Source organism: Chitinophaga sp. 01L420, assembly GCF_056399985.1.
In genome coordinates this window covers 59,890-72,695 of the sequence record NZ_JBFTSK010000041.1, presented here as the reverse complement: position 1 = coordinate 72,695, position 12,806 = coordinate 59,890, and the positions used below count along the sequence as shown (strand labels likewise).

General features: G+C 44.7%; 16 protein-coding genes. 12 read left to right on the top strand and 4 right to left on the bottom strand.

Annotation, left to right across the window (positions count from 1 at the left end):
• Nucleotides 1–73: 73 nt before the first annotated feature.
• Nucleotides 74–817 carry a hypothetical protein gene (locus AC1DP6_RS28640; RefSeq protein ID WP_477057938.1) on the top strand — a complete coding sequence of 248 codons (744 nt, stop codon included), beginning with the start codon at nucleotides 74–76 and terminating at the stop codon, nucleotides 815–817.
• A gap of 501 nt (nucleotides 818–1,318) precedes the next feature.
• Here AC1DP6_RS28640 and AC1DP6_RS28635 read toward each other — a convergent pair.
• The gene (locus tag AC1DP6_RS28635; protein WP_477057937.1) at nucleotides 1,319–2,674 is read right to left on the bottom strand and encodes a DNA/RNA non-specific endonuclease; all 1,356 of its coding nucleotides are present in this window, start codon (nucleotides 2,672–2,674) and stop codon (nucleotides 1,319–1,321) included.
• Nucleotides 2,675–2,715: 41 nt separating this feature from the next.
• The gene (locus AC1DP6_RS28630) at nucleotides 2,716–3,117 is read right to left on the bottom strand and encodes a nuclease A inhibitor family protein (protein WP_477057936.1); all 402 of its coding nucleotides are present in this window, start codon (nucleotides 3,115–3,117) and stop codon (nucleotides 2,716–2,718) included.
• Nucleotides 3,118–3,314: 197 nt separating this feature from the next.
• Here AC1DP6_RS28630 and AC1DP6_RS28625 point away from each other — a divergent pair, with 197 nt between their 5' ends.
• The 10 genes from AC1DP6_RS28625 to AC1DP6_RS28580 all read left to right on the top strand — a co-directional run bounded on the left by AC1DP6_RS28625 (nucleotide 3,315) and on the right by AC1DP6_RS28580 (nucleotide 9,550).
• Entirely contained in the window at nucleotides 3,315–3,698 is a 384-nt protein-coding gene (locus AC1DP6_RS28625; RefSeq protein WP_477057935.1) for a hypothetical protein, read from the top strand.
• Nucleotides 3,699–3,736: 38 nt separating this feature from the next.
• The gene (locus AC1DP6_RS28620) at nucleotides 3,737–4,216 is read left to right on the top strand and encodes a hypothetical protein (protein WP_477057934.1); all 480 of its coding nucleotides are present in this window, start codon (nucleotides 3,737–3,739) and stop codon (nucleotides 4,214–4,216) included.
• 169 nt (nucleotides 4,217–4,385) lie between these two features.
• Entirely contained in the window at nucleotides 4,386–4,790 is a 405-nt protein-coding gene (locus AC1DP6_RS28615; protein WP_477057933.1) for a (R)-mandelonitrile lyase, read from the top strand.
• 153 nt (nucleotides 4,791–4,943) lie between these two features.
• A complete protein-coding gene (locus tag AC1DP6_RS28610) occupies nucleotides 4,944–5,771 on the top strand; it encodes a glycoside hydrolase family 16 protein (protein ID WP_477057932.1) in 828 nt (275 codons plus the stop codon).
• Between the two features lie 98 nt (nucleotides 5,772–5,869).
• Complete coding sequence (gene msrA / locus AC1DP6_RS28605; protein WP_477057931.1) at nucleotides 5,870–6,361, top strand: peptide-methionine (S)-S-oxide reductase MsrA; 492 nt, start codon at nucleotides 5,870–5,872, stop codon at nucleotides 6,359–6,361.
• 128 nt (nucleotides 6,362–6,489) lie between these two features.
• On the top strand, nucleotides 6,490–7,305 hold the full coding sequence (locus AC1DP6_RS28600) for a DUF6597 domain-containing transcriptional factor (protein ID WP_477057930.1): 816 nt from the start codon (nucleotides 6,490–6,492) through the stop codon (nucleotides 7,303–7,305).
• A 103-nt stretch (nucleotides 7,306–7,408) separates the two neighbouring features.
• Nucleotides 7,409–8,182, top strand: a complete 774-nt coding sequence (locus AC1DP6_RS28595) for an isocitrate lyase/PEP mutase family protein (protein WP_477057929.1) — start codon at nucleotides 7,409–7,411, stop codon at nucleotides 8,180–8,182.
• Nucleotides 8,183–8,193: 11 nt separating this feature from the next.
• Nucleotides 8,194–8,577 (top strand): YybH family protein, encoded by a 384-nt coding sequence (locus AC1DP6_RS28590; protein ID WP_477057928.1) that lies wholly within the window; start codon nucleotides 8,194–8,196, stop codon nucleotides 8,575–8,577.
• Nucleotides 8,578–8,681: 104 nt separating this feature from the next.
• Nucleotides 8,682–8,942, top strand: coding sequence for a DUF4342 domain-containing protein (locus AC1DP6_RS28585; RefSeq protein WP_477022310.1), 261 nt, complete (start codon nucleotides 8,682–8,684; stop codon nucleotides 8,940–8,942).
• A gap of 311 nt (nucleotides 8,943–9,253) precedes the next feature.
• Nucleotides 9,254–9,550: a hypothetical protein gene (locus tag AC1DP6_RS28580; RefSeq protein ID WP_477057927.1), complete on the top strand. Its 297-nt coding sequence runs from the start codon at nucleotides 9,254–9,256 to the stop codon at nucleotides 9,548–9,550.
• A 156-nt stretch (nucleotides 9,551–9,706) separates the two neighbouring features.
• On the opposite strand, the gene AC1DP6_RS28575 is transcribed toward AC1DP6_RS28580, so the two are convergent.
• Both AC1DP6_RS28575 and AC1DP6_RS28570 read right to left on the bottom strand, forming a co-directional pair.
• A complete protein-coding gene (locus tag AC1DP6_RS28575; protein WP_477057926.1) occupies nucleotides 9,707–11,518 on the bottom strand; it encodes a serine hydrolase in 1,812 nt (603 codons plus the stop codon).
• A gap of 120 nt (nucleotides 11,519–11,638) precedes the next feature.
• Nucleotides 11,639–12,166, bottom strand: a complete 528-nt coding sequence (locus AC1DP6_RS28570; RefSeq protein WP_477057925.1) for a hypothetical protein — start codon at nucleotides 12,164–12,166, stop codon at nucleotides 11,639–11,641.
• A 284-nt stretch (nucleotides 12,167–12,450) separates the two neighbouring features.
• Here AC1DP6_RS28570 and AC1DP6_RS28565 point away from each other — a divergent pair, with 284 nt between their 5' ends.
• Complete coding sequence (locus AC1DP6_RS28565) at nucleotides 12,451–12,705, top strand: hypothetical protein (RefSeq protein WP_477022315.1); 255 nt, start codon at nucleotides 12,451–12,453, stop codon at nucleotides 12,703–12,705.
• The last annotated feature ends 101 nt before the right edge of the window (nucleotides 12,706–12,806 follow it).

Genomic DNA, 12,806 nt, shown 5'->3' with positions numbered 1-12,806 from the left:
AGATAATCTTCAATCTGCCCAAAAACTGGTTCCCCGGATTATGTTATATTTATAGTAATCAAAATAATCTTCCATGGCAAAACAAATGTCTATCATTCCCTTTACGGGAAAACTCGGCCCTCTCATTGGGTATAGGCGCAATGGCAATTACTTCCTGCGCTCCATGCCGCAAAGCGTGCAGCAAACGGCTGCCACCCGCCGCGCCTCCCGACGCTTCGGCATCGCCAGCAGGAAAGGCGCTTTTATCCGGCATGCTTTCTACGGCCACCTGGATATCCATTGTGACAGCGGCCACATCAATCGGCTGAACAGGCTACTCATTGCTGCCGGCGATCATCATGAGGCGCTGACAGGCTTCCGCTTCAATCAGCATACCGGCGTAGATCGTTTCTTTCCGGTGGCTCCCCGCCTTTTGAGTAACGGGATATTAAATATTCCCGCACAAACCATCGACGGGTATAATGGTATGGCTGCCCTGGAAGTAAAAGTGATCGCAACGCGTATCGATTTTAGATCACGTCAGGTGGCAGGTAGCGAAACGGTTACGCTCATGGTAGATACGGATACCACTTTCCAGGAAACAAATGTTTCGCTCGATGTACCCGGGAAGGGCTCACTGGTAGTAGTTTTCCAGGTAAGAGCGATGTACAAGGATGGCCCATCGCGCAACAGAAAATACATGGCCGCCGATATCATTGCGGTGGCAGCGCCACAAGTACCCAAATCTGCTAACAAACGTACTTATCCAAAGCGGACGAAATTGCTTCCCAACCTTACCTATACACACGCATATCCAGCTATCATTCAACTGGAATAAAGCGATCCTGCCTCCGGAGATATTTTGATGAATAAACCCTTTATACCCGCTTTCTTTAAATAGTATATCTTTTTCCGCAACTACAGTCTGGTACTGAAGCAGCCCTGCTATGGCCGGTTCTCACCTCTTTCCATCTGCTGATTCAATTTCATCCCGGTTACACATCCAAACGTCATCCCCGCATCAAGTCCACCTCTCCTGCAGGGCTTCTATAGGTGCTAAGCGGGTGCTAAGTATAGGCTCGACGGAGCCTACATAGTGAAAAGGTAATGTTGACTATAATGATGTGTGTTCCTAATGCACTATATCTTAAAAGCGTATAATTTATACTCCCCCCAGGTTTTAAACCTGATCCCATAACAGGCTTTTAAATTGGGCGCATCTGAAAAATCAGGAACGCCCCAAACGATGGGATTAAAAAAGAACCGGAACAGATAGTCATTGCATACTATCTGTCCCGGCTTCTCTATATACTATCGTTGTGCGTCTGCCTCTACTAAATTACTGATTATCTATCCTGGTTTCCAGGCTGTCCTGTAGTGTAGTGCGCAGACTTGATAAGAGGTTGTACCCGGTAGCGCTTTCTATGCTGCGCACCGTTGTTTTATACTGTGTCCAGTCGGTATTAATATCATTTTTGTTGGGCGTATTCACTGCAATCACGCGGGTACTGCCTGAAACCCTGTTCAAATCACCATTACCATCAGGCAGGACTACTATCACTTTCCAGATATTGGAAGGTACCGTAACATTTCCGTTATTGATCGTGTTGGTGGTGCCACCGAGTGAACCAGATCCGCCTTGTCCATATGAGCCGGTGATGACATATACTTCATTGCCATCGTTCACAAGGCTGCGGGTATAATTTTCCAGGTTAGCCCATGTTTTTTGATTGTTATTAGGTGCCTGAGGCATCATATTGGTCATCAGGAAAGTAGCAGAGTTGGCGTCATCGGTAGCGGTTCTGTCACCGGAAGGACAATTGTGCCCACGATCGAATCCCGATCCGCTGTAGCTGCTATTCTGTACCTGGTACCAGCCGGAGGGCAATGTATTATCTGCCCTGAAATCATTACTACGGGAGATGCTGCCCAGATCTGACGATTGAATGTGCCAGCTTACCCAGTTGGGCGTGCCACGGCTGCGGCTATACGATAATGCGTAATAGGTTTTAACCATCAGGTAGTTATTTTCTGAAGATATACTGGCCAAAGCATTGCTGGGATTACCCATCAGCATATTGTCGTCATCTCCACCTGTTGGTGGTGTGGTGCCACCGCCGCCGTCCAGCGTAATAGCAATGTCGTCTATATTGATTCTGTTGCTGCCACCGGAAATTTTGCGGATAGAGACGCGCAGATTGGTGGTTGCTGCAACCGAAAAGGTCGCTGTTTGCAGGCTGCTGGAAGTAGAAATTGTATTCCCCTGTTGTGTCCAGGTGCTCCCGCTGTTGGAAGAGGTCCATAGTTGCCAATCGCTGCTGCCGTCCGAGCCAAATGTACCATGCTTAATGGTGAGGGTGATAGTACCTGTACCTCCGGTGATATTGAAATTGGAAGTAACGGTACCCGTGTTCCTGATCCGTACGGATTTAGTGCCGTTTTTCAGATCAGTGGCGAGGTTACCTATTAACGCATCGTCTAAGGTCCAGGAGCCACTGGAAAGGGTAACCGATCCGGAAGTGTAGGCTGATTTGCTGCCTGATTCAAAGTTTTCCGTTAGCAAGGTGGTAGACTCAGTAGTTGCCCGGCTGATTTTCTGTTCCGGGAGTGGAGTTACATCGAGTTCTTTTTTACAGGAAGCAAACAATATACCTGCAAAGCTTATTACGCAGATATGCCTGATGAATTGTTTCATAATTCATTTTTAGAGGGTGATGGAAGCTATATTTAGGTTTTTCAGGATTCTATCGATGTGGTTAACAGGGCCACACAGGTACCATCAGGCCTGTAACCGGTAATGTATAAAGGAACATTGGTTCCTCCTTCCACGCGTGTTACCTGGATGCTGGTAAGGTTTTCTTTCAGGAATTGATGAAGTGCTTTAAATTTTCGTGCATTTTCAACTATCGGCGTATCGTTGGGATCTGCGGTTCTTTCTATCTCATTAAAAAAATCTTCTTCCTTTACCGCCTTCAAAGTGGTTGGTTCCACCTTGTTTAAGGTGGCTATTTTCTTACCCAATTCAGTAGCTGGTAGTGTGCCCCATTGCTCAAGGGTAAGCGGGTACTCTGATTCGCTGAAATATAAAATGCCAGCTATTTTGTCTGCAAGTTTTTCAAAAACAATGGCGTTTTCCATTTTATAAATGTATAAGTTTTCATTGCTCCATTTTATCATGCAGGCAATGATAACAATACCTTAATAATAATGGAACGGGCTCTTTTCCGACACCGGCTACCAGCCAGAAAGTCGTTGAGTATAGCAGGTATCCGACAAATTCTGTTACATTTGCTGCTCAGCAATTATCAGGCATTGATAAGCGTCACCCACTATTTATGAAATTTAATTTTTTCAAAAAATACCAACGGCCCACTCCTGCTTTTGAAGCCCTGAAAAATTCGCCGTTGAAGGATTTCTACTTCTATCGTGCCGCACCCTGGTATTGGCTTACTAAAGACATGATAACGATCAATGATAACTATGCTCCCCGGGTAATCACCCTCGACCCCTGGCCACAGATGATCTTCCTGGATGCAACAGGAAAACTGACGATCAGCGAGTATGTTGATTTTGTAGGCAGCAAATACAAGAACGACATTCCGGCCGATCTGGACACTATTATTCTGTCTATGATCGAACTGTTGCTTAAAGACAAGGTAATACGCCTGTCAGAGGTACTGAAAGAGCCAGCACCTGCGCATAATCGCCCTTTTAAGTAAATGCTATTCATCCAACATTATTTCATAAAAGAAAAACAATGAAAGTTCCTGTCATCATTGATCATTTCAATACGCATCGGGGCATTCCAGCAGATGATATTACATGGATTCTCAGCAATAAACGGGAGCTATATAATTACTTCCATTCCTACCGGAACCGGGATTTTGCCATCGGGCTACTTACTGCATTGATAATCTTACGCAAACCATATGTAAGTAACATTTATATAGAAGATCTCATGTTTGCCTGTTTTATCGTGACCCTTCATAAAAATATTGAAGATTGCCTGTTGATCTGGGAAGCAAAAAATGCGGATTTTGATACTTATTGCGGGCTGGATATACAACTGGTGCCTTTTATGGGACTACCTGCTACAATAGCCTATCTGCAGGTAAGCAATGATCCGGAAGCAAAAAAGGCATTAGACTATATTAATAAATGCCACGATGGTGGGGACTTTGAAGAACTTGAAAACTATTATTCAAATCCGGATTTAACGGAGTGGTTAGTTTCCTGAGAAAGAAGCATGCTTTTAAAACCGGTCACTTCCTTCGCTGATAAATGTATCTTTATGGAATCATTACCGGCATCATATAAAAATGTCGCCAGCACCCTGCAACAAGGAAGCATTCCTGGTTGTTAATTAATTTTTTTCTCACACCCTAAAAATCAGAGGAGGAGCATCTATGGAAATCATACGCAGCGGTTCACAACCTTCCGGCAAAGGTCCCGCAGAATATTTTACTGGCACCGTAAGAATCGATCCCCTGATGAATCCCCCGGAACCTGCCCGTGTGGCGATGGCACTCGTCACTTTTGAACCGGGCGCCCGCACGGCATGGCATACCCATCCACTTGGTCAGACACTGATCATCACTGCAGGCGCCGGCTGGGTACAACGGGAAGGGGAAGCAAGACAGGAAATTCATCCCGGAGATATCGTTTTCTTTCCACCAGGTGAAAAGCACTGGCACGGAGCTACGGCCACTACGGCCATGAGCCACATCGCTATCCAGGAGAAGCTGAATGGTTCCCCTGTTGACTGGATGGAACAAGTGACAGATGAGCAATATCATCACTCCTCACTTTAGCACTACACTTTCATGCGCACAAAAAATGTAAAAGCATACGGTGCCGAATCCGCTACCGCAATGTTTTGCATCACGTATATACATTCCCGTTAGTTATAAATTACCTGTATGTAAACGCTTATATTTGCTTAGAACAAACAATTACAGTCAACAATGAAAAAAAACATACTCCTGCTGCTATCACTGATAGCTGGCTTCTCAGCGTGCAAAGTCACCACGCGAAGTGGCAAAGACGGATACCTTTACACCCAAAAATCAGGACGGGAAAATAAGCATTGGAAGCTCGTCTGGCAGGACGACTTCAACGGCGCTGCGCTGGATACCACCAGGTGGACCCGTATTCCTCCCGGTACTGCCGCCTGGGACAAGCATATGAGCAGTGATGATCAATGTTACAAACTTGATAGCGGCAAGATATACCTCCGTGGTATCAGGAACCCGGACACCTCAAAAGATCCAAGGCCATTTCTGACAGGCGGTATCTATACAAAAGGGAAGTTTGCATTTCAATATGGGAAAATTGAAATCCGCGCAAAACTGGAATGTGCGCGTGGCGCATGGCCTGCCATGTGGCTGCTGGCCGAAACAGACAAATATGGTAAATATCCGAGGAACGGGGAAATTGATATCATGGAGCATCTTAACTATGACTCCCTCATTTACCAGACTACTCACTCCTACTATACCCTGGATCTTAAACAAACGGAGCATCCGCCTCATTTCGGAACTGCAAAGTTAGATCCGCTGGTTTTCAACACCTTTGGCATCAGCTGGTATCCTGATAAAATCGTGTTCCTGTTGAATGGAAAAGAAACGTTCACCTATCCCCGGGTAAAAAACGTGGATCCATCGCAGTGGCCCTACGATCAACCTTTTTATATAATGATAGATCAGCAGCTGGGTGGCGACTGGGTGGGAAAAGTAGATCCCGCAACCTTGCCGGTGCAGATGATTGTGGATTGGGTGAAGGTATATCAGTAGGGTATTTTTCCGTATCGCGGAAATATGTTAATTTTCAGCCTTAGCCGGTCTGACATATGGCTGGCGTTAAACTTCATCTGATTTAAACCGAAAGATATATGGAGATTGAAAAAGCCATTCTTGCCGGAGGCTGTTTTTGGGGCGTAGAAGAGCTCATCCGCCATCTTCCAGGTGTTATTTCAACCGTAGTTGGATACACCGGCGGCAATGTGCCGAATGCCACCTATCGCAATCATGGTACACATGCAGAAGGTATTGAAATTACATTTGATCCTGCAAAGATATCCTACAGGAAGCTGCTGGAATATTTCTTCCAGATCCACGACCCTACCACCAGGAACAGGCAGGGTAATGATGTAGGCACCTCTTATCGTTCCGCTATTTTCTTCCTGGATGAAACTCAGCAGGAAACAGCAAAAGCATTAATCGCAGAGATGACTGCTTCCGGCAAGTGGCCAGGGCAGATCGTAACAGAAGTAGTACCAGCCACTGACTTCTGGAATGCAGAAGAGGAACACCAGGACTATTTGCAGAAGCATCCGCATGGATATACCTGCCATTTTGAGCGGCCTGACTGGAAATTAAAGTAACTGCATCACCTTTGAAATACCGTAGATATCAAACAGCTACGGTATTTCAAAGGTGATTTGTTCCGTTTTATACAATTTCAGACGTTTCGTATGACTGATCTTTGCTCCCAGCATTAATTTTGTCTGCCATGAAATATAATGAAATCAAGCCTTGTAACCCGCTGCTGCCCTATATAAAATGTTATTACATTTATGAATCCGACATCAATACTCCTTTTGATGACACCGTATTTCCAAGCGGCTGCATAGAAATTATATTTAACCTGGGAACCGGTAAATGGCAAACGGCTGTGGGCGACACTTTTGTGACCACGCCTTCCATAGAATTGTGGGGACAAATCATCCGGCCATTGCCCATTAAGTCTATCGGCAAAAATATCATGCTGGGCATTCGTTTTTACCCCCACGCTGCCGCACTGTTTCTACGTGAGAAGGTAGACCTGTTTAACAACCAGGTAGTAGATTTCAGCGACCTGTCAGATAATACGGTGAACATCTTGTATGCAAGACTGCAGGAAACAGGTTCCTGGCATGCACGGATTGCACTGGTTGAAAATTTCCTGTTAAACAGACTTGCTGTTGCGGAACCCAAATTTAATAAGATAGGTGTAGTCAGCGATGTGATGAAAGAAATCCGGCGATATGATTTCTTTGATAATATAGAAAACGTTGCCTCCCGATACGGTATCACTTCCCGTTATCTTCAAAAAATATTTTTACAATATACCGGTCTTACGCCCAAACTATACAGCAAAATAAACCGCTTCCAGAACAGCCTGCAGCTTGTTCTCAAAAGAGAATCCTCGTTAACCGCTATTGCCTACGACTGCGGATACTTTGACCAGTCGCACTTTATAAGAGAATTCAAATCTTTTACAGGATATACCCCTTCCGGCTACACGCTGGAGAACTCTCCTGTTACCTTGGCTACTGCCAGTAATTAAGTAGTTCCGTTTTATACAATTACAGGTGATGCTATGTGAATAATTTTGTTCCTGATAACAATAACATCAGCAAACAAATTTATTCATCTGAAATACCAACATCATGACTTCCTCATTCGAAAAATTCAGTAACCTGCATCATTCAGAACAGCTTTTTATTTTACCCAATGCCTGGGATGCTAAAAGTGCTTTACTTTTCCAGGGACAGGCATTTCCCGCCGTTGCCACCTCCAGTGCTGCCGTTGCCGGTAGTCTCGGTTACCAGGACGGCGAAGACATGCCTTTCAACGACTACCTCTTTGTCATTAACAGAATCCTGTCTGCTATACAAATTCCGCTTTCCGTAGATATAGAAATGGGTTACGGCACATCCGATGAAGCGATCTTTGCCAATGTCAGAAAGCTGGCTGAACTGGGCGTTGCAGGGATTAATATCGAAGACTCCGTTATTCATCACACAGGACGAGTGCTGAAAGATGCCAGCGCATTTGCCCACACCATCGAATATATTAAAACCAAACTGTTGCAGGAAAACCTGTCATTGTTCGTGAATATTCGTTGTGATACATTTATACTGAATGTAGATCATACGCAATCCGAAACCATCCGCAGATTAAAAATTTATGATCACACCGGAGCAGACGGCATTTTTCTTCCCTGTATCAGCGCAGCAGAAGATATTGCGATAGCAGTAAGCAATACATCCCTGCCTTTAAATGTGATGTGTATCCCTGGTCTGCCTGATTTTGACACACTGCATAAACTCGGCGTAAAACGAGCCAGTATGGGGCCTTTCTTATTTAACAAAGTGTATGATAACATCGGCCGGCTTAGCCAGGAAATCAGTGTCACCAACAATTTTTCACCTATTATATAAAAACAAGTACCATGAATCTACCTAAAAGGGCTGCAGATGCACATGCAACACTTGCTGCAGCATTCAACACCGGCGATGTAGCTACTGTATTGAGTATGTATGATTTTAACGGCATTATTGTACCTGAGCCTGGAAAACCGGTTTCAGGTAAGGAAGCCTTTGAATCAGCCATCAGGTCTATTTTATCTGTTAAAGGGAAAATGGAAATTAAAACGGTGTACTGTCTTCAAACAGGTAACCTGGCAGTAGGACGTTCTGAATGGAACATTACGGATGGCGACGAAGTGAAAGTAAGCGCCAAAGGAATTGAAGTCATGCAGCAACAGGCAGACGGCACCTGGAAAATTTTGATTGACCATGCCTTTGGCGCATTGGAAAACCTGGTAGCACAGTAAAAAGTGGTGGCCGGGAACCTGGCCACCACCTCCTCTGGTGGTTTAAAATTCCTTCCGGATATTAAACAATTTTCGATAACTTAAAGAAAAACCAGATAATTACTATGACCACAAAAGAAACGTTTACCCTCCACGGCGAAAACCTGGTAAAAAAAGTAAAAGAACTGATAGCAGAAGGAAATATCCGGAAAATTACGATCGCAGATAAAGAAGGCAAGGAGCTGATGTCTTTCCCACTCACGATAGGCATTGTAGGTGCTATATTTGCCCCCATCCTGGCGGCCATAGGCGCCGTAGCCGCCCTGATCGGGGAATGCAGTATTATTGTAGAAAGAGAACCTGACGAGGAAAAGCCTACCTCTTAAATAACATGCACTACTTCCTGTAGTCCGTGACTCCAGGGGCATTTGCAAACAAAAAGCTCCGATTAACATCGGAGCTCGCTCTATAAACCTACAACTGTTACACTGTTAAGTTGTAACACTATTTTTATGGGGATGCTGTTTGCTAATAATGCTTTGCAAAGGTCGGGAAGGAATGCTATATAAAAATTGTACAATTGACGGTAATTAATGTACAAATCAATCCTTTTAAGGTACGGTATGCTTTGGTGTGACTCCTGCCCAATTATAGTGTCCCGGACAGAATCGGCTATGATTTCCCTATATTTGTAACTATGGCAAAAGAAAAGAACAAACCAGTTGCGGTAAGATTTGATTTGAAGATAATGGAATTGTTGAAGGAAGAAGAGAAGATAGATACCCCTCAACAAGCGTTGAACTTCCTCTCAAATTTCTGGGAAAACAACCGACCTGCCACCACTGATTTTACTGGCGAAGTGAAGAAACCTGCTAAGAAGGCCGCTCCTGTTGCAAAAGAACTGAAGAATGAAGCAGCGGCGCATCCTTCCGGATTATCCGGCATAGATTTGCTGATATGGAAAGCGGAGCAAAAGGAAAAAAATAACGAGTAATGGGTCCCCGGATGCTGCCAATATCTTTACATCCCTGACTTACCTGGCAACTATACTGTTGTATCATGGTGTAGGAGACAACATTGTAACAGATAAAGTGTCTCCATCCTCCTGTTGACAAATAAAAGCCTGCAAATAATAGCCCATGCTGTTTCTTTATTTCTTCTCCGTTTTTTCTGCCCTGAAAGCACCATTGGGCTGTATAAAAGTCAATGCCGTCACTTTCTGATTGGCATCCCTGATAAATTTTACTTTATAGTCTTTCAGTCYTTTTAAACGGAAAGTATTACTGTCAATTGCTTCCAGTATAAACTTAGGCTGACCGGGAAATTCCATCTGTAACACATTGCCATCACCTGCACTTATCGTAATAGGTGTGCCGGATAAGTTGTAATTGCCTGTAAACGGCTCCAATGCCACAGCAGACGTAGCCGCACCTGGCGGTTGCTTATCAAATATCACCGGATCTCCGTATGGATCATAAGAAAAGCTCACGCGGTCAATATCTCCCGAATTACTCATCAGGAACTGCAGCCGCATATTGGATTTGTAGGCCGGGTCAATAACAGAATCCGTGGCATCGTAAGGGGAGTAAATGTTATAGTCTTCATGATTCAGGAACCAGGTGATATCAGGGAGTCCTACAAACAAAGAATCAGCTCTGTTGTAAATGTTCAGGTTACCGTAGGCATCATTTTTAAAAACGCCCACGAAAGCGGTGATCGGATGGGTAGGCGCATGCGCTTTAAAATCAGGATCGATGTATGGTTTGGTGGTATCCTTGCCGCCGGACATGTCCTTCTTTTTAGGCAGGGCGGCCACACCGAACAACTGATTGGAAACGACATCGATTACCAAAGCCGGAATTTTGGAATTCATCTGATTGCTGAGGACAACGATGCCAATACTATCTAAAGGATAAAAGGTCGTCAGCGCAGTAAATCCATCCACATTGCCGCCGTGCTCCACCCTATAGTGACCGCGGTAGGTATACAGCATCCAGCCAAATCCGTAGTTACCAAATTGTACGTGAGGTGTTTTAGGATCCGGGGCACCGGCATCCATGATCATCTGCGAAGAAGTGGCTTCTTTCACATAATCTGCCGGGATGACTTCTTTGTTGTTATACATCCCGCCATGCATCCAGGTGATCAGCCATTTGGACATATCCATTACGGTACTGTTGATAGCACCGGCAGGGCCCATTGCGATGATTGGATGATACTTTATTTCTTTGATACCTTCGTCTTTGTCGAGCGTATATCCGCGCGATGGCTCCGGGGCCGCCGCCAGGGCAACGATGCCGATGGAAGATTCACTCATTCCCAATGGCTGAAAAATCTGGCTGTTGATATTCTGTTCCCAGGATTGACCGGTTAACTTTTCTGCCACCATTCCCTGCACCATGAACATAAAGTTATTATACTGCCAACGAGCGCGTAACGGAGCAGTAGGTTTCATATAATGCATACGCTGTAACAACGTATCCCGGGAGCTGGTATTAAAAAGATACCATGCCAGGTCGTAACGGGAATAGCCGGTTCTATGGCACATCATATCCCGTAATGTGACCTGGTAGTTCAATGCAGGATCAGAAAAATCCAGGGCGGGTAAATAAGTGGTGGCGGGTTTATCAAAATCTACTTTTCCCTGCTTGCGTAAATCACCCAGCAGAGTGCTGGTAAATGATTTGGTACAGGAGCCTATCGCAAACAGCGTATGCGGTGTTACCGGTAGTTTACGGGCCATGTCGCGGTAACCGAACCCTTTGGAAAATATGACCTTATCTTTTTCTACTACGGCTATTGCAAACCCGGCTCCATGTGCCTCCTGTAGTATGGTCGATAAAACAGCATCTATCCTTTCCAGTTTGTTGGCCTTGTCAGCAGGCTTTTGGGCAGTGGCTACTGCCATTGCGCCCAGACAACACAGACTGCCGAGGCAGCTGCGTATGATTGATCGTCTCATCGGGTTAAATTGTTACCTGACCTAATTTTACAGCAAATAAATGAATTAAGCAAACGTATTCTGCAGAATGGCAGCAGTAAAAGGATCAATGGAACGTCCAGTATGATGAGCATTTCTACACTATTGTAAGTCTGTTAATTGCCCGGGGTCCGGCATATCCATTACGCGCGGGTCTTTTCTGACGGCTAACCCGGAAATAGCCTCCAGCCGGGTGTCCTCATTTTTATCATTGATCCGGTTCCACAGGGCATCTATGATCTCTTCCGAGGTTTTGTCAATCTGGCTTCCAATACCAAAAGTTGCCCAGCTTCTTATGTCCGCCACCTTGTCGGCGCTTAACTCAATCAATGTGTTGATAGCTTCTTCCTGGTCTACCCCCAGCAGCGCATATACAACACCAGAACGGATACTTTTATCCGGATGACATTTAAACAAAGCGATGCTGCTGATTTGCCGGGGATCCAGCAGTTGATTATTATGGCCAATTGCATACAAAATGGCGCTTAATACCTTGGGATGTTTTTCTGTTTCCAACAAGTCAAAACAAAGCGTAATCGTTTGGTTATAAAATGGTCTGGGAGCAGATCCAAGCTGCGCCAGCACGTCCATGGCGATTTCTCTTTCAATATCATCTCCTGTAGTCGCCATATGAGAACACCTGGTAAAAATATCCTCACTCCCCCGCTTTCGCAATTCGATGATATTATCCCAATATGTTTTATCCGATTTATTATTTAAAAGCCGGGTAAAGAGTTGATCGTTTGTCCAATGTTGTCTCCTATTCATATGATATGGCGGGATGTACAGCTGCCTAAAGTACTATTTTCTTCAGAAAGAACATCCGTAAAATACAACACGCTTTACAAATCCGATTTGCAAATACTACTTTAATACCAGACCTTCGCGCTCCCAACTTTAGTAGAAACTCAGATATGGCGATACCAGTAATAAAGAAGTTCACATTCTCTGCCCAGGTAGATGAAGCAGAAGTAAAATTTGATATGCACCCCGTGAATATCAGGGAAAAGCAATTATACCAGGTGTATACGCATTACAACAATACCCCGGTGCGCTTTCATATGCAAGCTACTGATGGCCTGAATTTCAAGATTACTGACAGAAACACCTGTCCTCCTGCCTATATACAGCTGGAGCAACAGCTGTCAGACGCTATTGGCATTAATTAAATAATTCGCTCTTCTGTTTGGCCCCAACCAAACAGAAGACCTTCCTTTTTCCCCGATCCAACTTTCCCTTCAGTGCTGTAAAAAATTTATACAGCTTCATT